This is a genomic window from Streptomyces sp. NPDC052225, from assembly GCF_040679615.1.
Classification (GTDB): domain Bacteria; phylum Actinomycetota; class Actinomycetes; order Streptomycetales; family Streptomycetaceae; genus Streptomyces.
On record NZ_JBFAVD010000007.1, the window covers coordinates 1 to 20,617 of the forward strand.

The 20,617-nt window shown below is 69.2% G+C and carries 17 protein-coding genes; 6 read left to right on the forward strand and 11 right to left on the reverse strand.

All coding sequences use genetic code 11. The features are described from left to right. Positions 1-111: 111 nt before the first annotated feature. Entirely contained in the window at positions 112-1,074 is a 963-nt protein-coding gene (locus AB0L37_RS12730) for a heme o synthase (protein ID WP_365504215.1), read from the reverse strand. Between the two features lie 428 nt (positions 1,075-1,502). Here AB0L37_RS12730 and tkt point away from each other — a divergent pair, with 428 nt between their 5' ends. From tkt to pgl, 5 genes are read left to right on the forward strand one after another with little or no spacing between them, the layout of a single operon-like run. Next, entirely contained in the window at positions 1,503-3,590 is a 2,088-nt protein-coding gene (tkt, locus tag AB0L37_RS12735; protein ID WP_365503651.1) for a transketolase, read from the forward strand. A 34-nt stretch (positions 3,591-3,624) separates the two neighbouring features. Then, positions 3,625-4,743 (forward strand): transaldolase, encoded by a 1,119-nt coding sequence (gene tal, locus AB0L37_RS12740; RefSeq protein ID WP_365503653.1) that lies wholly within the window; start codon positions 3,625-3,627, stop codon positions 4,741-4,743. Positions 4,744-4,747: 4 nt separating this feature from the next. After that, the gene (gene zwf, locus AB0L37_RS12745; protein ID WP_365503655.1) at positions 4,748-6,283 is read left to right on the forward strand and encodes a glucose-6-phosphate dehydrogenase; all 1,536 of its coding nucleotides are present in this window, start codon (positions 4,748-4,750) and stop codon (positions 6,281-6,283) included. Continuing rightward, positions 6,280-7,350 carry a glucose-6-phosphate dehydrogenase assembly protein OpcA gene (opcA, locus tag AB0L37_RS12750; protein WP_365503657.1) on the forward strand — a complete coding sequence of 357 codons (1,071 nt, stop codon included), beginning with the start codon at positions 6,280-6,282 and terminating at the stop codon, positions 7,348-7,350. Before zwf ends, opcA begins: the two co-directional genes overlap by 4 nt. Next, positions 7,347-8,126, forward strand: coding sequence for a 6-phosphogluconolactonase (gene pgl / locus AB0L37_RS12755; RefSeq protein ID WP_365503659.1), 780 nt, complete (start codon positions 7,347-7,349; stop codon positions 8,124-8,126). Before opcA ends, pgl begins: the two co-directional genes overlap by 4 nt. A 43-nt stretch (positions 8,127-8,169) precedes the next feature. On the opposite strand, the gene AB0L37_RS12760 is transcribed toward pgl, so the two are convergent. From AB0L37_RS12760 to AB0L37_RS12775, 4 genes are all read right to left on the reverse strand, one after another. Continuing rightward, positions 8,170-8,382, reverse strand: a complete 213-nt coding sequence (locus tag AB0L37_RS12760) for a DUF2087 domain-containing protein (RefSeq protein ID WP_365504217.1) — start codon at positions 8,380-8,382, stop codon at positions 8,170-8,172. A 402-nt stretch (positions 8,383-8,784) separates the two neighbouring features. After that, complete coding sequence (gene pgi / locus AB0L37_RS12765; RefSeq protein ID WP_365503661.1) at positions 8,785-10,440, reverse strand: glucose-6-phosphate isomerase; 1,656 nt, start codon at positions 10,438-10,440, stop codon at positions 8,785-8,787. 115 nt (positions 10,441-10,555) lie between these two features. Beyond that, entirely contained in the window at positions 10,556-11,320 is a 765-nt protein-coding gene (locus AB0L37_RS12770) for an SIS domain-containing protein (RefSeq protein ID WP_365503663.1), read from the reverse strand. Positions 11,321-11,397: 77 nt separating this feature from the next. After that, positions 11,398-12,378 (reverse strand): BadF/BadG/BcrA/BcrD ATPase family protein, encoded by a 981-nt coding sequence (locus AB0L37_RS12775; RefSeq protein WP_365503665.1) that lies wholly within the window; start codon positions 12,376-12,378, stop codon positions 11,398-11,400. A 68-nt stretch (positions 12,379-12,446) separates the two neighbouring features. Here AB0L37_RS12775 and AB0L37_RS12780 point away from each other — a divergent pair, with 68 nt between their 5' ends. After that, positions 12,447-13,319 carry a MurR/RpiR family transcriptional regulator gene (locus AB0L37_RS12780; RefSeq protein WP_365503667.1) on the forward strand — a complete coding sequence of 291 codons (873 nt, stop codon included), beginning with the start codon at positions 12,447-12,449 and terminating at the stop codon, positions 13,317-13,319. A 64-nt stretch (positions 13,320-13,383) separates the two neighbouring features. On the opposite strand, the gene AB0L37_RS12785 is transcribed toward AB0L37_RS12780, so the two are convergent. The 6 genes from AB0L37_RS12785 to AB0L37_RS12810 all read right to left on the reverse strand — a co-directional run bounded on the left by AB0L37_RS12785 (position 13,384) and on the right by AB0L37_RS12810 (position 20,587). Next, positions 13,384-13,719 (reverse strand): RNA polymerase-binding protein RbpA, encoded by a 336-nt coding sequence (locus AB0L37_RS12785; RefSeq protein WP_003976875.1) that lies wholly within the window; start codon positions 13,717-13,719, stop codon positions 13,384-13,386. Positions 13,720-13,961: 242 nt separating this feature from the next. Continuing rightward, the gene (gene secG, locus AB0L37_RS12790; RefSeq protein WP_111666919.1) at positions 13,962-14,192 is read right to left on the reverse strand and encodes a preprotein translocase subunit SecG; all 231 of its coding nucleotides are present in this window, start codon (positions 14,190-14,192) and stop codon (positions 13,962-13,964) included. A gap of 126 nt (positions 14,193-14,318) precedes the next feature. Then, complete coding sequence (gene tpiA, locus AB0L37_RS12795; protein WP_365503670.1) at positions 14,319-15,107, reverse strand: triose-phosphate isomerase; 789 nt, start codon at positions 15,105-15,107, stop codon at positions 14,319-14,321. Between the two features lie 6 nt (positions 15,108-15,113). Beyond that, on the reverse strand, positions 15,114-16,325 hold the full coding sequence (locus AB0L37_RS12800; RefSeq protein ID WP_365503672.1) for a phosphoglycerate kinase: 1,212 nt from the start codon (positions 16,323-16,325) through the stop codon (positions 15,114-15,116). Positions 16,326-16,468: 143 nt separating this feature from the next. After that, positions 16,469-17,479, reverse strand: coding sequence for a type I glyceraldehyde-3-phosphate dehydrogenase (gene gap / locus AB0L37_RS12805; protein WP_338695382.1), 1,011 nt, complete (start codon positions 17,477-17,479; stop codon positions 16,469-16,471). Positions 17,480-17,668: 189 nt separating this feature from the next. Next, positions 17,669-20,587 carry a M14 family zinc carboxypeptidase gene (locus AB0L37_RS12810; protein ID WP_365503674.1) on the reverse strand — a complete coding sequence of 973 codons (2,919 nt, stop codon included), beginning with the start codon at positions 20,585-20,587 and terminating at the stop codon, positions 17,669-17,671. Positions 20,588-20,617: the final 30 nt, after the last annotated feature.

Below are 20,617 nucleotides of genomic sequence, written 5' to 3' on the forward strand. Positions count from 1 at the left end.
GCCGTCCCCGCCCCCGCGGCCCTGACCCCCGCCACCAGACCCCCCACCGGCGGCGCCCGCGCCGGGCGCCCCACCCCCCCCGCCCCACCCATCGGAAGGAACAGAAGACGATCAGCGCAGGAAGGGGTCCACCGCGACCGCCACGAAGAGCAGCGACACATAGGTGATCGACCAGTGGAACAGCCGCATCTCCTTGAGCTTCCCGCCCGTGACCTCGGCCTTGGCGCGGTTCTGCAACCCGTGCGCCTCCCACAGCCAGAAGCCGCCCGCGAGCAGCGCCACAGCGGTGTAGAACCAGCCGGTGTAGCCGAGCGGAGTGAGCATCAGCGAGACCGCGACCATGACCCAGCTGTAGATCACGATCTGCTTGGCCACGACCTTGTTGGAGGCGATGACCGGAAGCATCGGCACGCCCACGCGCGCGTAGTCGTCCTTGACCTTCATGGACAGCGGCCAGTAGTGCGGCGGCGTCCAGAAGAACATGACAAGGAAGAGGATGACCGGCGCCCACGACATGGAGTTCGTGACCGACGACCAGCCGATGAGGACCGGCAGACAGCCGGCGATGCCGCCCCAGACGATGTTCTGCGACGTGCGGCGCTTGAGGATCATCGTGTAGACGACCACATAGAAGAGGAGCGCCCCGAGCGAGAGCCAGGCCGACAGCCAGTTGACCGCGAAGCCGAACAACAGCGTCGAGATCACCGCGAGGGAGATGCCGAAGGCCAGGCACTCCTTCGGGCTGACCATGCCGGTGACCAGGGGACGCTGCGACGTGCGCTCCATCAGAGCGTCGATGTCGCGGTCCCACCACATGTTGAGCGCGTTCGCGCCGCCTGCCGACAGGTAGCCGCCGACGCAGGTGATGAGCACCAGCTTCAGGTCCGGCACACCCTGCTCGGCGAGGAACATCACCGGAACGGTCGTGATGAGCAGCAGCTCGATGATCCGCGGCTTGGTCAGCGCCACGAATGCCTTGACTCGAGCTCCGAACGGCCGCTGGCCCCGGCTGCTGCTCGTGCTGCTCGTCCCGAGCGCTCCCGGTGGACGGGATTCGACGGCCGTCACGCACACCCCTGACAGAGACTCCAGCGAGCCCCCGATGCGGACCACTTGATGTGAAGTCCCGGTAAAGGCTCGCGCGTACCACGCCACTGTAGACGTTGCCTATACCTCGCCCTTCGTGGGGGTGGGGTCGTGTTGGCAGGCATGCCGCGAAGGACCCAATCGGCGCGTTCCGCGGCGCTCCCCGGACACCTTCGCGGCCGCCTCGTCGCGGGTCCTCCAGATGAGCTTTCCCGACCCCGGATGAGCCCCCAGATGAGCGGCCGCGTATTCACGTGACGAACGACGTCGATCCCTGTCAGGAGGCGGATTTCCCAGAGTCCCGGCAGTCTGGAATGACTCGAAAAAATGCACGTTCCAGCAGGGGTAGGCTCGACAACGGCCGGTGAGACCGACATCACCGGCATTACCCATGTGGAGAGGAGCCCTGACTCAGGGTGAGCACCAAGCCGACCATCACAGACCTCGAGTGGACCGATGTGGACCAGCGGGCCGTTGACACCGCTCGCGTCCTGGCCGCCGACGCCGTACAGAAGGTCGGCAACGGCCATCCCGGTACGGCGATGAGCCTGGCCCCGGCCGCGTACACCCTCTTCCAGAAGGTGATGCGCCACGACCCGGCGGACGCCGACTGGGTCGGGCGGGACCGCTTCGTCCTGTCCGCGGGGCACTCGTCCCTGACCCTCTACATCCAGCTCTACCTGGCCGGCTTCGGCCTGGAGCTGGACGACCTGAAGGCGTTCCGTACGTGGGGCTCCAAGACTCCGGGCCACCCGGAGTACGGGCACACCACCGGCGTCGAGACGACCACTGGCCCGCTGGGCCAGGGGGTCGCCAACGCCGTGGGCATGGCGATGGCCGCCCGCTACGAGCGCGGTCTGTTCGACCCGGAGGCTGCCCCCGGCACCTCCCCGTTCGACCACTTCGTCTACGCCATCGCCGGTGACGGCTGCCTCCAGGAGGGCATCTCCGCGGAGGCGTCCTCCATGGCCGGGCACCAGCAGCTCGGCAACCTGGTCCTGCTGTGGGACGACAACCACATCTCGATCGAGGGCGACACGGAGACCGCGGTCTCCGAGGACACCTGCAAGCGCTACGAGGCGTACGGCTGGCACGTCCAGCGCGTCGCACCGAAGCCGGACGGCGACCTGGACCACGAGGCGATCTACAACGCCATCGAGGCCGCCAAGAAGGTCACGGACAAGCCGTCCTTCATCGCGATGCGCTCGATCATCGCCTGGCCCGCCCCGAACGCTCAGAACACCGAGGCCGCGCACGGCTCGGCGCTCGGCGACGACGAGGTGGCCGCCACCAAGCGCGTCCTGGGCTTCGACCCGGAGAAGTCCTTCGAGGTCTCCGACGAGGTCATCAACCACACCCGCAAGGCCCTCGACCGCGGCGCTCAGGCCAAGGCCGAGTGGGAGAAGTCGTTCCAGGAGTGGCGTACCGCCAACCCGGAGCGCGCCGCCGAGTTCGACCGCATCAACGCGGGCGAGCTGCCGGCCGGCTGGGAGGAGAAGCTCCCCGCCTTCGAGACCGGCAAGGGTGTCGCCACGCGCGCGGCGTCCGGCAAGGTCCTCCAGGCCCTCGGCGCCGTGATCCCCGAGCTGTGGGGCGGTTCCGCCGACCTCGCGGGCTCGAACAACACGACGATCGACAAGACGTCCTCCTTCCTCCCGAAGGACAACCCGCTGCCGGAGGCCGACCCGTACGGCCGCACGATCCACTTCGGCATCCGCGAGCACTCCATGGCCGCGGAGATGAACGGCATCGCGCTGCACGGCCACACGCGCATCTACGGAGGCACCTTCCTGGTGTTCTCCGACTACATGCGCAACGCCGTGCGCCTGTCGGCCCTCATGCACCTGCCGGTCACCTACGTGTGGACGCACGACTCCGTGGGTCTCGGCGAGGACGGCCCGACGCACCAGCCGGTCGAGCACCTTGCCTCGCTGCGCGCGATTCCCGGACTTAATGTCGTGCGCCCGGCCGACGCCAACGAGACGGCCATCGCCTGGCGCGAGATCCTCAAGCGCGGCAAGAAGGACTACGGCAAGAGCGCCCCGCACGGCCTCGTCCTGACCCGTCAGGGCGTGCCGACGTACGAGGCGAACGAGGGCACCGTCAAGGGCGGCTACGTCCTCGTCGAGGCCTCCAAGGAGACGCCGGACCTGATCCTGATCGCCACGGGTTCCGAGGTGCAGCTCGCCGTCGAGGCGCGCGAGACCCTCGAGGCCGAGGGCGTCGCGACCCGTGTCGTGTCGATGCCGTCGGTCGAGTGGTTCGAGGAGCAGGACCAGGGGTACCGGGACAGCGTCCTGCCGCCGTCGGTGAAGGCGCGCGTCGCTGTCGAGGCCGGCATCGGACTGACCTGGCACAAGTACGTCGGGGACGCGGGCCGCATCGTTTCCCTGGAGCACTTCGGTGCTTCGGCGGACGGCAAGGTCCTCTTCCGCGAGTTCGGCTTGACTGCCGAGAACGTGGCGGCCAAGGCGCGGGAATCCCTCGCCGCGGCGCAGCGCTGACGCCCGTACACGACAAGTAGGAGATGCATTTTCCATGACAGACGCACTGAAGCGCCTCTCCGAGGAGGGCGTCGCGATCTGGCTGGACGACCTGTCGCGCAAGCGGATCACGTCCGGCAACCTGGCCGAACTGATCGACCAGCAGCACGTCGTGGGCGTCACCACCAACCCGTCGATCTTCCAGAAGGCGATCTCCCAGGGCGACGGTTACGACCAGCAGCTCACGGACCTCGCCGCCCGCAAGGTCACGGTCGAGGAAGCCATCCGCATGATCACGACGGCGGACGTCCGTGACGCCGCCGACATCCTGCGTCCGGTCTTCGACGCGACCGGTGGCCAGGACGGCCGGGTGTCGATCGAGGTCGACCCGCGGCTCGCCCACAACACGCAGGCCACGGTCGCCGAGGCCAAGCAGCTGGCGTGGCTGGTGGACCGCCCGAATACGCTCATCAAGATCCCGGCGACGAAGGCCGGCCTGCCGGCCATCACCGAGGTCATCGGCAAGGGCATCAGCGTCAACGTGACGCTGATCTTCTCGCTGGAGCGCTACCGCGAGGTCATGAACGCCTACCTCGCGGGCCTGGAGAAGGCCAAGGCCGCCGGCCTGGACCTGTCGAAGATCCACTCCGTCGCGTCCTTCTTCGTGTCCCGTGTGGACACCGAGATCGACAAGCGGATCGACGCCCTCGGCACGGACGAGGCCAAGGCCGCGCGCGGCAAGGCCGGTCTGGCCAACGCGCGGCTGGCCTACGAGGCGTACGAGGAGGTCTTCAGCGGCGACCGCTGGGCCGCCCTCGACAAGGCGCAGGCCAACAAGCAGCGCCCGCTGTGGGCCTCGACCGGCGTCAAGGACAAGGCGTACAAGGACACCCTGTACGTCGACGACCTGGTCGCCCCGGGCACGGTGAACACCATGCCGGAGGCCACCCTCGAGGCGACGGCCGACCACGGCCGGATCACCGGCAACACGATCGCGGGCACGTACGACCAGTCCCGCAAGGAGATCGAGGCCGTCGAGAAGCTCGGCATCTCGTACGACGAGGTCGTGCAGCTCCTCGAGGACGAGGGCGTCGAGAAGTTCGAAGCCGCCTGGAACGACCTGCTCAAGTCGACCGAGGCGGAGCTCAAGCGCCTCGCCCCTTCGGAGGGCTGATCCCTTGACCGCACACGGAGCGAACCGCAATCCGCTCCGTGACGCCGCAGACCGACGGCTCCCGCGTATCGCGGGGCCGTCGGGTCTGGTGATCTTCGGCGTCACGGGCGATTTGTCCCGTAAAAAGCTGATGCCTGCCGTTTACGACCTTGCCAACCGGGGCCTGCTCCCCCCGGGCTTCTCCCTGATCGGCTTCGCCCGCCGCGAGTGGCAGGACGAGGACTTCGCGCAGGAAGTGCACGACGCGGTCAAGCAGCACGCCCGTACGCCGTTCCGCGAGGAGGTCTGGCAGCAGCTCATCCAGGGGATGCGCTTCGTCCAGGGCAACTTCGACGACGACGACGCTTTCGAGACCCTGAAGACGACGATCCAGGACCTGGACAAGTCGCAGGGCACGGGCGGGAACTTCGCGTTCTACCTCTCCGTACCCCCCAAGTTCTTCCCGCAGGTGGTGCAGCAGCTCAAGAAGCACGGCCTCGCGGACGCGCCCGAGGGCTCCTGGCGGCGTGCCGTCATCGAGAAGCCGTTCGGGCACGACCTCGCGTCGGCCAAGGAGCTGAACGCGATCGTGCACGAGGTGTTCGACCCGGACCAGGTGTTCCGCATCGACCACTACCTCGGCAAGGAGACGGTCCAGAACATCCTGGCGCTGCGCTTCGCGAACCAGATGTTCGAGCCGATCTGGAACCGGTCGTACGTGGACCACGTGCAGATCACCATGGCCGAGGACATCGGCATCGGCGGCCGCGCCGGCTACTACGACGGCATCGGCGCCGCGCGTGACGTCATCCAGAACCACCTGCTCCAGCTGATGGCCCTGACCGCCATGGAGGAGCCCGCCTCCTTCGACGCGGACGCGCTCGTCGCCGAGAAGGCCAAGGTGCTCGGCGCGGTGAAGCTGCCGAAGGACCTGGGCAAGGACACGGTGCGCGGCCAGTACGCGGCCGGGTGGCAGGGCGGCGAGAAGGCCGTCGGCTACCTCCAGGAAGACGGCATCGACCCCAAGTCGAAGACCGACACGTACGCGGCCATCAAGTTGGGCGTGGACAACCGCCGTTGGGCGGGCGTGCCCTTCTATCTGCGTACAGGCAAGCGACTCGGCCGTCGTGTGACCGAGATCGCCGTCGTCTTCCAGCGCGCCCCGCACTCCCCCTTCGACCACACGGCGACGGAGGAGCTGGGCCAGAACGCGATCGTGATCCGCGTCCAGCCGGACGAGGGCATCACGGTCCGCTTCGGCTCGAAGGTGCCGGGCACGTCCATGGAGATCCGGGACGTCTCGATGGACTTCGCCTATGGCGAGTCGTTCACCGAGTCGAGCCCGGAGGCGTACGAACGGCTCATCCTGGACGTCCTGCTGGGCGACTCGAACCTCTTCCCGCGCACGGAGGAGGTCGAGCTGTCCTGGAACATCCTCGACCCGATCGAGAAGTACTGGGACACGCACGGGAAGCCCGCGCAGTACCCGTCCGGCACGTGGGGGCCCGCCGAGGCGGACGAAATGCTCGCACGAGACGGACGGAGCTGGCGGCGCCCATGAAGATCGACCTGACGGACACCACGTCCAGCAAGATCAACAAGGCCCTCGTGAAGGGGCGCCGGGCGATCGGCACCCCTGCGGTCGGCATGGTGCTGACCCTCGTCATCGTGACCGACGAGGAGAACGCCTACGACGCCCTCAAGGCGGCCAACGACGCCTCGCGCGAGCACCCTTCGCGCAAGCTGGTCGTCATCAAGCGCGTCTCGCGTTCACCGCGCGACCGCACGAAGTCGCGCCTGGACGCCGAGGTGCGGGTCGGCACCGACGCGGGCACCGGCGAGACGGTCGTCCTGCGCCTGTACGGCGAGGTCGTCAACCACGCCCAGTCGGTCGTCCTGCCGCTCCTGCTGCCGGACGCCCCGACGGTGGTCTGGTGGCCCGTGGACGCCCCTCTGGACCCCGCGCAGGACCCTCTGGGCGCCCTGGGCCAGCGCCGCGTCACGGACACGTACGCGGCCGAACAGCCGGTCCACGAGCTGGAGGCCCGCGCGGCGTCCTACTCCCCCGGCGACACGGACCTGTCGTGGACCCGGATCACGCCGTGGCGCTCCATGCTCGCGGCCGCGCTCGACCAGGTGACCTGTGACGTCACGTCCGTCGAGGTCGAGGGCGAGGAGTTCAACCCGAGCTGCGAGCTGCTCGCCATGTGGCTCGCGGACCGGCTCGACGTGCCCGTCAGGCGCACCCTGTCGGCGGGCCCCGGCCTGACCGGCGTACGCCTGGAGTCCACCTGCGGCCCGATCGTCCTCGACCGGGCCGACGGCACCCTCGCGACGCTCTCCATCCAGGGACAGCCGGACCGCGCGGTCGCGCTCAAGCGCCGCGAGACGTCCGAGCTGATCGCGGAGGAGCTGCGCCGCCTGGACCCGGACGACACGTACGCGGCCGCGCTGCGGTTCGGCGTGGACCGGCTCGGTGAACCGGCGGACCAGATGACGGCGCCCGCACCCGAGGCGGCGGCCACGAAGACGGCTGCCCCCGCGGCCAAGAAGACGGCCGCCAAGAAGGCGCCCGCGAAGAAGGCCCCGGCCAAGAAGGCTCCGGCCAAGAAAGCAGCAGCGAAGTGAGTGCAGCACCCCAACTGGTCGTCCACCGCGACAAGGAGCTGATGGCGCAGGCGGCCGCGGCGCGACTGATCACCAAGATCGTCGACGCCCAGGCCGCCCGCGGCTACGCCTCCGTCGTCCTCACGGGCGGCCGCAACGGCAACGGGCTGCTCGCGGCCCTCGCCGCCGCCCCCGCGCGGGACGCCATCGACTGGGCCCGCCTCGACCTGTGGTGGGGCGACGAGCGGTTCCTGCCGGACGGCGACCCCGAGCGCAACTACACGCAGGCCAGGGAGGCGCTGCTCGACGCAGTGCCGCTCGACCCCGCGCGCGTGCACCCCATGCCCGCGTCGGACGGCCCCTACGAGGCGGACGCCGCGGCCGAGGCGTACGCGGCCGAACTGGCCAACGCGGCGGGCCCCGAGGACCACGGCCCGGTGCCGACCTTCGACGTCCTGATGCTCGGCGTCGGACCGGACACGCACGTCGCGTCGCTCTTCCCCGAGCTGCCGGCGGTCCGCGAGACCGAGCGCACGGTCGTCGGCGTGCACGGCGCTCCCAAGCCCCCGCCCACCCGTGTCACCCTCACGCTCCCGGCGATCCGTGCCGCGCGTGAGGTGTGGCTGCTCGCGGCGGGCGAGGACAAGGCGAAGGCCGCCGCGATCGCCCTGTCCGGCGCGGGCGAGATCCAGGCCCCGGCGGCGGGCGCGTACGGCCGCTCGCGCACCCTGTGGCTGCTCGACGCGGCAGCGGCGTCCCAGCTCCCGCCGGAGCTGTACCCGCCGGCCGTCGCGTAACGCCCGCATGGAAAAGGCCCCGCTTCCTTAAGGAAGCGGGGCCTTACGCGTGCTGCGGCACCCTGTAGTCCGTCCCGTCCTTCTCCCGTACGAGGAGGCCGTCGATGACGCAGTAACGGCGCAGGGCGGCGCTGTCGTCGTGGACCGTGAGCAGTGCCTCGTTGACCTCGCGCTCGCTGTACGTGCGGTCGGCGGCGAAGAGGGTGTCCGTGAGGTGCACGAGGAGTTCGTGCCGCACGGCGGGGCGCACCGGGATCGTGGTGAGGCGGCCGCGCGCGAAGAACCCGGTGAGATGGCGCGGAACGCCCGTGGTGGGCTCGGGGGTCCGGTGCCGGCGGAAGACCTCGGGCCCGGCGCGCAGCGATCCGTCCTCGAGGCGCTCGACGAGTCCGGCGGCGACCAGCTTGCCGAGGTGCTTGCGGGCGGCCGGGGAGTCCGCCTCCCGCGGTGGCAGGTCGTCGAGGACGATGCGTGCGTAGAGCCTGAGTCGTTCGGGATCGGCGAGCGCCGACATGAGCTGGTCCACGGGGAGGCCTTCCGGCTGGAGCGGGTCGCGGGAACGCATCTCTACTTCCCCGACCCGCTTAGGTCACGGACGGGCAGTCTCACCCGCCGGAAGGCTCCCCCGCACCCGAATATCGAGGAAAGTCCCTGCTGGCTAACGTCCGCGCAGTTCGCGGTACTTGGCGACCAGGGCCGTCGTGGACGCGTCGAGCCCGGGGACGTCGGCGCCCTCGGTGAGGGCCGGTTCGACACGCTTGGCGAGGACCTTGCCGAGTTCGACGCCCCACTGGTCGAAGGAGTCGATGTTCCAGACGGCGCCCTGGACGAACACCTTGTGCTCGTAGAGGGCCACCAACTGGCCGAGGACGGACGGCGTGAGGCTCTTGGCGAGGATCGTCGTCGTGGGGTGGTTGCCCTTGAACGTCTTGTGCGGGACGAGTTCCTCGGGCACCCCCTCGGCGCGCACCTCGTCGGGCGTCTTGCCGAAGGCCAGTGCCTGTGTCTGGGCGAAGAAGTTCGCCATGAGCAGGTCGTGCTGGGCCTTCAGTCCCTCGCTCAGCTCGTCGACCGGGTCGGCGAAGCCGATGAAGTCCGCCGGGATCAACTTCGTGCCCTGGTGGATCAGTTGGTAGTAGGCGTGCTGGCCGTTGGTGCCGGGCGTGCCCCAGACCACCGGTCCGGTCTGCCAGCCGACCTCCTCGCCGTTTCGCTGCACATACTTGCCGTTGGACTCCATGTCGAGCTGCTGCAAGTAGGCGGTGAACTTCGACAAGTAGTGGCTGTACGGGAGCACGGCGTGCGACTGGGCGTCGTGGAAGTTGCCGTACCAGATCCCCAACAGGCCCATCAGAAGCGGCACGTTGGACTCCGCGGGGGCGGTGCGGAAATGCTCGTCGACGAGGTGGAAGCCGTCGAGCATCTCGCGGAAGGCGGCCGGGCCGATGGCGATCATGAGGGACAGCCCGATCGCGGAGTCATACGAATAACGTCCGCCGACCCAGTCCCAGAACTCGAACATGTTGGCCGTGTCGATGCCGAACTCCGACACCTTCTCGCTGTTGGTCGACAGCGCCACGAAGTGCTGGGCGACGGCGTCCTGGCCGGCCCCCAGCTCGGTGAGGAGCCAGTTGCGCGCGGACGTCGCGTTGGTGATCGTCTCGATCGTGGTGAAGGTCTTCGAAGCGATGACGAACAGCGTCTCGGCCGGGTCCAGGTCCCGTACGGCCTCGTGGAGGTCGGCCCCGTCGACGTTCGACACGAAGCGGACGGTGAGGTCGCGGTCGGTGAAGGAGCGCAGCACCTCGTAGGCCATCGCGGGACCGAGGTCGGAGCCGCCGATACCGATGTTGACGACATTCTTGATGCGCTTGCCGGTGTGCCCGGTCCACTCGCCGGAGCGCACCTTGTCGGCGAAGGCGCCCATCTTGTCGAGCACGGCGTGCACACCCGGCACCACGTTCTCGCCGTCGACCTCGATCACGGCGTCGCGCGGGGCGCGCAGCGCGGTGTGCAGGACGGCCCGGTCCTCGGTCGTGTTGATCTTCTCGCCGCGGAACATGGCGTCCCGCAGCCCGAAGACGTCGGTCGCCGCGGCCAGCTCGCGCAGCAGGCGCAGCGTCTCGTCCGTGACGAGGTGCTTGGAGTAGTCGATGTGCAGATCGCCGACCTGGAGGGTCAGGGCGGATCCGCGCGCCGGGTCCGCGGCGAACAGCTCGCGCAGCTGTACGTCGCCGAGCTGCCCCCGGTGCTTGGCCAGCGCCTGCCATTCGGGCGTCTGGGTGAGTGCCACCTGCTTGTCGGACGCATTCATGTCGGACTTCAGCTCTCTCTCGTACGTGCGTACGTACCTTGCCCCGCTGCTTCGACCAACCTAATTGATCAGCGGCCGGTATGAGAGGTCTGTCCGGAACCGGGGCGGGCGCCCGTCAGTGGCCGCCGCGGTGCAGACGCCCCGCGTAGTGGTCCTCCAGGCGTCCGTTGCGCTCGAAGCCGCCGGGCAGGTTGGCGGAGACGTACACGGGCGGCTCATGGCCCTGGGCGAGCAGCAGGGCGACGGCGTCGGCGACGGCCATCTGGACGAGCAGGGCCGAGGTGATGGTGGAAACGCCGCATAGCTTGCCGCCGTCGGGCAGGGGCAGCAGCGCGTCACCTGTAGGCGCGCAATTGTCGAGGACGGCGTCCGCGTGGTCCACCAGACGGCTGCCGCTCGCATGAAGGGCGGGGACGGAGCGTGTGTGCTCCAGGGAGGTGAGGGCGACAAGGCCGTGGCCCTTCTCCTTCACCAGGAGGGCCATGTCGACGATCGAGTTGTTGACGCCCGAGTTCGAGATGATCACGAACAGGTCCTGCGGCCGCGGCGTGCTCAGCTCGTAGAGGCGGGCGGCGAGTCCGGGGCGCCGTTCCAGAAGCGGGTCGTCGAGCACCGCGCGGTCCTCGCCGCCGCGCAGGACGAGGTCGTGCAGGGAGATCTTGGTGGTGGGGATGAGTCCGCCGGCGCGTCCGGAGATCTCCAGCGCCGTGGCCTGCGAGTGGCCCGTCCCGAAGGCGTGCACGACCCCGTCGGCGGCCACACAGTCGGCGATGAGCCGGGCCGCCGCGGCGACCCCGTCCTTGTTCGTGGTGACGGCGCGCTCGACACGCTCACGCACCTGATCCGCCAACTCGCCCGAGCTGACCCGTGGTTCGGCCATGATCCCCCGCCTGTTCGGTTGATTCATTCAGTAAGTGCCGTACGGAATGAAAGGTTGAACCAGAACGCGGGGCAGCGTCAAGGGCGTTGCGGCGATACACCGCTCAGCAGACGGGCCAGCGCCACCGCGCCCGCGGCTCCGTCGGGCACCGGAGCGCAGGACAGGCCCATCGGCTCCACCCCGCTGCGCAACCGCTCCACCAGCGGCCCCTCGGGGCCGAGCAGACCGCCCGTGACAATCAGCGGCTCACCGGGAACGGGGTCAAGCGCGCCGACGGTGTCGGCCAGTTGGCGGGCCGCCTCGTCGAGGAGGCCGCTCGCCCGGTCGTCCCCGCCTCGCGCCGCCGCCACCACGATCGGGCTCAACTCGGCGAGGACGACCGGCCGTTGCGTGTACGCCCATGCGGCGACCTCCTGCTTCAGGCGGTGCCGGCCGTCCCAGTCGAGCGCCGGGTCCGCCCGCCCCGGCACGACCCGGTCGAGCACCAGGGTCACCAGCGGGCCCCACTCCTCCCGGCCGTCCACGGCCCGCAACGCACAGCGCAGCGCCTGCCGTCCGAGCCAGAATCCGCTTCCGGCGTCGCCGAGCAGCCAGCCGTCGCCGTCGGCCACCCGCACCGTGCGCCGCCCGGCCACCCGTGCCGCGGTCGCGCCGGTCCCCGCGATCAGCACCAGCCCGTCGGCCGGGGCGCCGGGCCCGGACGCGCAGGCCACTTCCACATCGCCGTACAAGCCCGTCACCGCTTCGATGCCGAGCCCGCCCAGCGCCTCGGCCAGGCTCCGTCCGACCGGGCTGCCCGGGCCGCCCCCGCCGGCGAACCCGCCGGCCACGGCAGTCACGGAGGGGCGCAGCCGCGCGGGCACCGCCGCCTTCACGGCCTGCGCCAAGTTGTTGACCAGGGCGGCCCGTTCGACGCTCAGCGCGTTGCCGGGGCCACCGTGCCCCACCCCGACGAGCCGCCCGTCCGCGTCCTCGCAGCGGGCCCGCACCCGAGTGCCTCCGGCGTCGAGGCCGACGACGAGCGGAGCGACGTACTGATCGATGGATTCAATAAGCACACCGCATCATGATTGGTAGATTCACCTCCGGACAACACCCCGACCGGAGAGAACCGGGAGACCCGCACATGATCACAGCCCGGATCCGCTCCGAACTGCCCACGCTGAGCGGCTCGTTGCGCAAGGTGGGCAGCTATGTCCTGGCCGACCCCGTGGGGATCGCGGGCACCTCCGCCGCCGACCTGGGCCGGCGCACGGGCACCTCGCAGGCCACGGTCACCCGCTTCTGCCAGGCCCTCGGCCTCGACTCCTACCAGCGGCTGCTGCTCGAACTCGCCAAGGAGCAGGGCGAGAAGGACGACGACGCGGGCCGGGACCGGCCGCTGGGCCCCGACATCGGTCCGGACGACGACCTGGAGCACCTCATCTCGGTCGTCGCGCAGGCGGACCTGCAAGCGCTGCGCAGCACACGGGACCAACTGGACCGCACCGCCCTGGAGTCGGCGGCCCAGGCGCTCGCCAGGGCCCGCCGGATCGACGTCTACGGAGTGGGCGGCTCGGGCGTCCTCGCGCGCGAGACGGAGGCGCGCCTCTTCGGGATCGGGATGCCGGCCCGCGGCTGGACCGAGGTGCACGCGGCGGAGACCTCGGCCGCCCTGCTCACCCCGGCGGACGCCGCCGTGGCGCTGTCCCACTCGGGCCGCACCCGCGAGGTGCTCGCCCCGCTGCGGCTCGCCGCGGAGCGCGGGGCCACGACGATCGCGATCACCGGCGATCCGCGCTCCCCCGTCGCCCAGGCGGCCGGCGTGCACCTGACGTGGACGGCGGCCGAGACGAGCTTCCGGCGCGGCAGCTTCGGCGCCCGGCACTCGGCGCTGCTGATCCTGGACTGCCTGTACGCGCGCGTGGCGCAGTTGACGTACGACAGGGCGACGGCGTCGATCGCCCTCACGGCGCACATCTCCGAGGACCACGCGGCGCGCCCGCGCCGCCGCTCGTGACCGCGCCGCGAGGAACGGCGCGGGAAACGAAGAACCGGCCGGGCGCCCGGCCGGTTCTCAACTCCTAGATCTCGCCCCGCAGTTTGGCGAGCGCCTCGGCGAGGATGGCCTCGCCGTCCGCGTCGCTGCGCCGCTCCCGTACGTACGCGAGATGCGTCTTGTAGGGCTCGGTGCGCGGCGGGTCCGGCGGATTGTCCCGGTCCTGCCCGGCGGGAAAGCCGCAGCGCGGACAGTCCCAGGTCTCCGGCACCTGCGCGTCGGAGGCGAAGCTCGGCTGCGTCTCGTGCCCGTTCGAGCACCAGAAGGAGATGCGCAGGCGCGGCGCGGACTCGCCGCGCTCGGCCTCGCCCATCGGCCCCGCCCCGACCCGACTTCCTCGGATCGCGTTGCCACTTGCCACGGTCGTAACTCCCTGCGTAATGGTGCCGCGAAGCGTGTCGGCGTCTCGCTTCGCCGCGGAGCGCCTCAGTCTACGTAAGGCCCAACGCGCGTCCAGTGATTGGAGTTACATCCCCTCCCCTAGACGCAAGCCCCATGATAGGCCGCGTTGTTGAGCGCGTACCGTACATGGGGCCTTACGTGAGCAATGTGCAGTTGTGACGGGTCGGAACCCGGGAGCCTTGAAGGCGTGGTGCCCGAAGGTCAGTTGTTGATCTTCATCAGAATGCCGAGCACCACGATGCACGCGAACCAGAGCAGACCGATCACGACGGTGATCCGGTCCAGGTTCCGCTCGGCGACCGAGGAGCCACCGACGGAGGACTGCATGCCGCCACCGAACATGTCGGAGAGGCCGCCACCCTTTCCCTTGTGCATGAGCACCAGGAGCATCAGCAGCAGGCTGAAGACGATCAGGGCGATCGAGAACCCCATAACCACGGCTGGACCAACTTCCTCGGACTTAGATGGACGGGGCCGGGTGGCAAGCATGCCATCCGGCCCCGCAAGGGTACGACGTATCGCCGCTAGCGCATACTCACAGGTCGCGCCACTCGGGAATCACTGCTCGTGGAAGCGGACGATCTTGACGAACTCGTCGGCGTCCAGCGAGGCACCACCGATGAGGGCGCCGTCGATGTCGGGCTTCGCCATGATCTCCGCGACGTTGCCGGACTTCACCGAACCGCCGTACTGGATGCGCACCGCGTCGGCGACCTCCTGCGAGTACAGCTCGGCGAGCTTGCCGCGGATGGCCGCGCAGACCTCCTGCGCGTCGTCCGAGCCGCACACCTTGCCGGTGCCGATGGCCCACACCGGCTCGTAGGCGATGACGATGGTCTCGGCCTGCTCGGCGGGCAGGTCCTTGAGGCCGCCCTCGACCTGGCTGAGCGTGTGCGCGACGTGGTCGCCCGCCTCGCGCACGTCGAGCTCCTCGCCGACGCACAGGATCGGGGTCAGGCCGTGCTTGTAGGCGGCCTTCACCTTGGCGTTGACGACCTCGTCGGTCTCGTTGTGGTACTGCCGGCGCTCGGAGTGCCCGATCGCGACGTACGTGCACTTCAGCTTGGCCAGCATCGGGCCGGAGATCTCACCGGTGTACGCACCGGAGTCGTGCGCCGAGATGTCCTGGGCGCCGTACTTGATCTTCAGCTTGTCGCCGTCGACCAGCGTCTGGACGGAGCGCAGGTCGGTGAAGGGCGGCAGAACGGCGACCTCGACGGCCTCGTAGTCCTTGTCCGCGAGGGCGAAGGCGAGCTTCTGGACGTGTGCGATGGCCTCGAGGTGGTTGAGGTTCATCTTCCAGTTGCCCGCCATCAGCGGCGTGCGGCCCTGTACAGGAGCGGTCATGCGGGGTCAGTCCTCCAGTGCGGCGAGACCGGGCAGCGTCTTGCCCTCGAGGTACTCGAGGGAGGCGCCGCCACCGGTCGAGATGTGGCCGAATGCCTTTTCGTCGAAGCCCAGCGTACGGACCGCCGCGGCGGAGTCTCCGCCGCCCACCACGGTGAACGCCGGGGAGTCGATGAGGGCCTGGGCGACCGCCTTGGTGCCCTCGGCGTAGTCGGGGTGCTCGAAGACGCCCATCGGGCCGTTCCAGAAGACGGTCTGCGCGTCGGCGAGCTTCGAGGCGTACAGCTTGCGGGTCTCCGGACCGATGTCGAGACCCTCCTGGTCGCCCGGGATGGCGTCCGCGGCGACGGTGGTGGGGTTGGCCGGGGCCTTGGTCTTCAGGTCGGGGAACTCCGACGCGACCAGGACGTCCACCGGGAGCACGAGCTCCACGCCGTTCTTCTCGGCGCGCTCCATGTACTCCTTGACGACCGGGACCTGGTCCTCCTGGAGGAGCGAGATGCCGACCTCGTGGCCCTGGGCCTTGAGGAACGTGTAGGCCATGCCGCCGCCGATGAGGAGGCGGTCGGCCTTGCCGAGCAGCTGGTCGATGACGGCCAGCTTGTCGGAGACCTTGGCGCCGCCGAGCGCGACCACGTAGGGGCGCTTGACGTCCTCGGTGAGCTTCTTCAGGACGCCGACCTCGGTGGCGATGAGGAAGCCGGCGTAGTGCGGCAGCCGCGCCGGAAGGTCGTACACGGAAGCGTGCTTACGGTGCACCGCGCCGAAACCGTCGCCTACGTAGACGTCCGCGAGGGCCGCGAGCCGGTCGGCGAACTCGCCGCGCTCGGTGTCGTCCTTGCTCGTCTCACCGGCGTTGAAGCGCAGGTTCTCGATGACGGCGACCTGGCCCGGCTCGAGGCCGTTCACCGCGTCGTGGGCGGCGGCGCCGACGGTGTCCTGGGCGAACGCGACCGGCTTGCCGAGGAGTTCACCCAGGCGCTCGGCGGCGGGCAGCAGGGAGAACTGCGGGTCCGGGGCGCCCTTGGGGCGGCCCAGGTGGGAAGCGACGATCACCTTGGCGCCCGCCTCGGCGAGGGCCTTGACGGTGGGCAGGACGGCACGGATGCGGCCGTCGTCGGTGATGAGGCCGTCGGCCAGCGGCACGTTGAGGTCGGCGCGGACGAACACGCGCTTGCCGTCGACCCCTTCGGCGAGAAGTTCCTCAATGGTCTTCATGAGTCGGCTCCTTGAGAGGACTGGTCGTACGAGGCTGGGGGCTGAGGATGACGTGCGAAGGGCCCGGACTGTCGCGCGGCGTCGCGCGGGTCCGGACCCTTCGCTCACATCTGAGTGCCTTGCTGCTCTAGAACCTTAGAGGTTCAGAGCTGACCGCCGACGAAGACCGTGAGGTCCACGAGGCGGTTGGAGTAGCCCCACTCGTTGTCGTACCAGCCGAGGATCTTCACCGTCTTGCCTTCCTGAACCATCGTCAGGGAGGAGTCGAAGGTGCAGGACGCCGGGTCGCTGACGATGTCGGAGGAGACGATCGGGTCCTCGGTGTAGAAGAGGATGCCCTTCAGGTCGCCGTCGTCGGCGGCCTTCTTGAACGCGGCGTTGACCTCGTCCTTGGTGACCTCGCGGTTCAGCTCCACGACCAGGTCGGTGGCCGAGCCGGTCGGGACCGGGACGCGCATCGCGATGCCGTCGAGCTTGCCCTTGAGCTGCGGCAGGACCAGGGCGGTGGCCTTGGCGGCACCCGTCGTGGTCGGGATGATGTTCTCGGCGGCGGCGCGGGCGCGGCGCAGGTCCGAGTGCGGGAAGTCCAGGATGCGCTGGTCGTTCGTGTACGCGTGGACCGTCGTCATCAGGCCCTTGACGATGCCGAAGTTCTCGTCCAGAACCTTGGCCATCGGCGCCACACAGTTGGTGGTGCAGGACGCGTTCGAGATGACGTGGTGGTTGGCCGCGTCGTACTTGTCCTGGTTGACGCCCATCACGATCGTGATGTCCTCGTCCTTGGCCGGAGCCGAGATGAGGACCTTCTTGGCGCCGCCGGCGATGTGCTTCTCGGCGTCGGCCTTCTTGGTGAAGATGCCGGTCGACTCGATGACGATGTCGACACCCAGCTGACCCCACGGGATGTCGGCGGGGTTGCGCTCGGACAGCACCTTGATGGTGTGACCGTCGACCGTGATCGTGTCCTCGGTGTGCGACACCTCGGCCTTCAGACGACCCAGGATGGTGTCGTACTTCAGGAGGTGTGCGGTGGTCGCGGTGTCACCAAGGTCGTTGACAGCCACGATCTCGATGTCCGCACCCTGCTCAAGGAGTGCGCGGAAATAATTGCGACCGATGCGGCCAAAGCCGTTGATGCCTACGCGGATCGTCACGAACCGATCTCCTCGTTGGTACGCCGGTTTCGACGCCGGCGAGATGTATTGGGATGTCCCCGACCGCATCCGACCCTACCTCCCATAAGGGCTTGGGGTGACATCGAGAGCCTCTATGCAGGGGACAGCGGCCCGTACTCGCCAGTAACGTACGGGCCGCCGCGTATTTCCCGGGTATTTCAGGGCTGATCAGTCGCTAATTGAGCGCAGTGCCTTTCTGATGAGCGCATTTCGATCAGCGGGAGCGGTGACATGTTCCAGGCCGAATCCCAGGAGAACGGTGTCCGGCGTGCTGATCGCTCCGTACGTCGTGAACAGGTCCACGGCGCGCGCCCAGTCCTTCACGGCGGGCGGGCTCCCCTCCGGCGGTCCGGGGACCGTCCAGGCGCCCAGGGACGTCTCGAAGCCCTCGGTCTCCTTCACCTGTCCCCCGATGACGACGGAGGCGTTGTCGGCGCGCACGCCCTCGCCTCCCGTGCCGGGGTCGCTCACGTAGCTGAGCGACACCTCCACGGACTTGCCCGCGTAGGCGCTCAGGTCGTACGAGACCGTCTTCCAGTCGTCCGAGGAGCCCGTGAGGCTGTTCCAGGCGCCCGAGGTGCCGGTGTTCTTGCAGGCGGCGCCGTCGGGCGTCAGGTAGCGCTTCAGGGCCGGGTGCTCCTGGATGAGGAAGCCGGCCTCGCACTCGGCGGGCACGGCGTTCGTCGTGCGGCCGTCCTTGTCCGGCAGCGTCGTCCAGTCCTCCGCGCCGACCGTGTGGGCCTCAAGGATCACGTGGTCGTAGCCCTGTTCGGTGTCCCACAGGAGCTGCGTCCGCAGCGTCGGCTGGTCGGCGGCGGTGACGCCGGTCAGGTCGATGGTGCGGGTCAGACGCTTGTAGGCGTCGTCCGTGTGCACGGCGGCGGCCATGCCCGCGCCCTCGTACTGCCCCGCTCCCGCGCTCGTGAACTGCGGCAGGGTGGCGGACGTCGCCTCGTACAGGCCGGCACCGTTGAGCGGGTTGCCGGGGGCGTCGCCGAGGGCCGCGGTGGTCCCGGCGAAGATGCCGGAGCCGTCGAAGCGGGTGGCGACCGGCGCCGCGGTGCGCGAGTAGGCGCCCAGGTAGTACTGGCTGAAGTCGTTCGTCGTGGTGTCGCCGATGTCGACCGAACCGCCCGCCTTCTCGCCGGCCTCGATCAGCTTGCCGCCCTCGTTCAGGTAGTCGCGGAGGGCGAGCTGGGTGGCGAGGCCGGGCCGGTCGGCGCCTGTGTAGTGGACGACCGCCTTGAAGTGGCCCAGTACGGCGAGCGGGTCCGGGGCGCCCTGCTTGGCCACGTTCCAGGTGACCGGGGTGCGGCCGACCGCCTTGAGCGCGTCTACGTAGGCGGCTGTTTGCTGCCCTGTGGCGTCGTTTTCGGCGACGACAAGAGTGTCGCCCTTCGGGCGCGCGGCAACGGTGTACGTGAAGTGCTCACTCGAAGTCCGCTTTCCGGATTTCGTGCGGCCCGTGAACCACACCTCTACCTTGTCGCCGACATCGGCATCCTCGACCTTCGCTCTATAGGCGTCGAAGTGGAGGTTGTCGTCGCCCCCGTAGGTCTCACCCCCCTTCCATGCGCTCAATTCCTCGTCGTGCGAACGCCCGCCATTGATGCGGTAGTTCAGCTCCTTGTCGCGTACCGACTTACGGCCGACGACGGACACTTCCTGGTCACCACCGCGCGCGTACGAGGTGGTGAACGACGCCGGGGTGAAGTCGGGCGCGTCCATGCCGACCGAGGAGGACGGCTGGTCCGGGTGGGACGCGGTCTCCGCCACGGACAGGGCGAAGGGGATGTTCTTCGCGAACTCGGCCTGGATGAGCTTCTCGTCGTCCGGGAACGTGAAGATCGACGCGCAGTCCGCCGGGTTCCAGGCGTCGTTCGGGTCGACGTTCGACGCGGTCTGGCAGGTGCTCATCTCCGGCGTGAACATCGAGATGCCGTTGACGTTGGCGGCGTGGCCGTCCGCCTCGCCGTTGGTCGTGTAGAGCTCGGAGGAGACCTGCGGGTGGTAGCCGGGGATCGCGGACTTCTCGGGGGTGCCGGCGAGCGCCTTGTAGAGCACGTCGTCGGGGGTCGGGGTCGCGACCTGCCAGCCCACTCCGTAGAGCAGCAGTTCGGCCGCTGAGTGGTAGTTGATGGCGTAGTCGAAGCCGACGCGCTTCTCGAAGGCGTCGAGCGCCTTGGTCTCCGGCTCGGAGTTCGGGCTCGCGCCGCGGTAGGTCTGGCTGGCGGGGCTGGGGGACGAACCCTCGTCGTCGTAGCCCCACTTGTAGGCGAAGTTGCGGTTGAGGTCGACGCCGTCGCCGGTGGTGTACTTGCCGTCGCCGTTGATGTCGCGCATGTTCTTGCGCCACTGACGGTTGCCCGCGGGGTCGAACGTCCAGTCGTAGCCGTCCGGGTTGGCGGAGAGGACGAACCACATCTCCGTGGAGTCGACGAGCTTCTTGATCCGCGCGTCCTTGGAGTAGTTGTCCAGGTAGTGGTGCATCAGGCGGCGGGTCATCTCCGGGGTGATCCACTCGCGCGCGTGCTGGTTGGACAGGTAGAGCACGGAGGGCTTCGCGCCGTCCTTGACCTTCTTGGCGTCCTTGCTGACCTTGACCGCGAGGATGTCCTTGCCCTGGAGCGTCTTGCCTATGGACACGACCTTGGTGAGGCCGGGGTGCTCCTGGCCGGTGCGGAGCATCTCCTCCTGGAGGCCGCCGGCGCCGCTGTACGGGCGGAAGACGCCGTCGCCCGCGGCCTTCACGCGGGCCTGCGCCTTGGCCGTCAGCTTGTGCTCGGTGAGCTTCACGCCCTCCTCGCGGAGGTCGTCGGCCTGCTTCTCGGTGAGGTAGACCTCGACCTTCGCGGTGCCCTTCTCGGGGGCCTGTTCCCCGAGTTCGTGCCCGTCCTGGCCCGCCTGGAGGAGCAGGGGTATCTGCTCCTTCGACACCTCGGCGCGGAACACCTTGACGGTGTCCGCGCCCGGATCGTCCTTCGCCCGTCCCCCGCTGTCCGCCTGGGCCGCGGGCGCGAGTGCCGCGCCTCCCACTCCCAGGACAAGTGCTCCGACAGCGAGGATCGATCTCGCTCTTCGTCTCATGAGCCCCCCTTGCAGTTGTCTGCCGCGGTC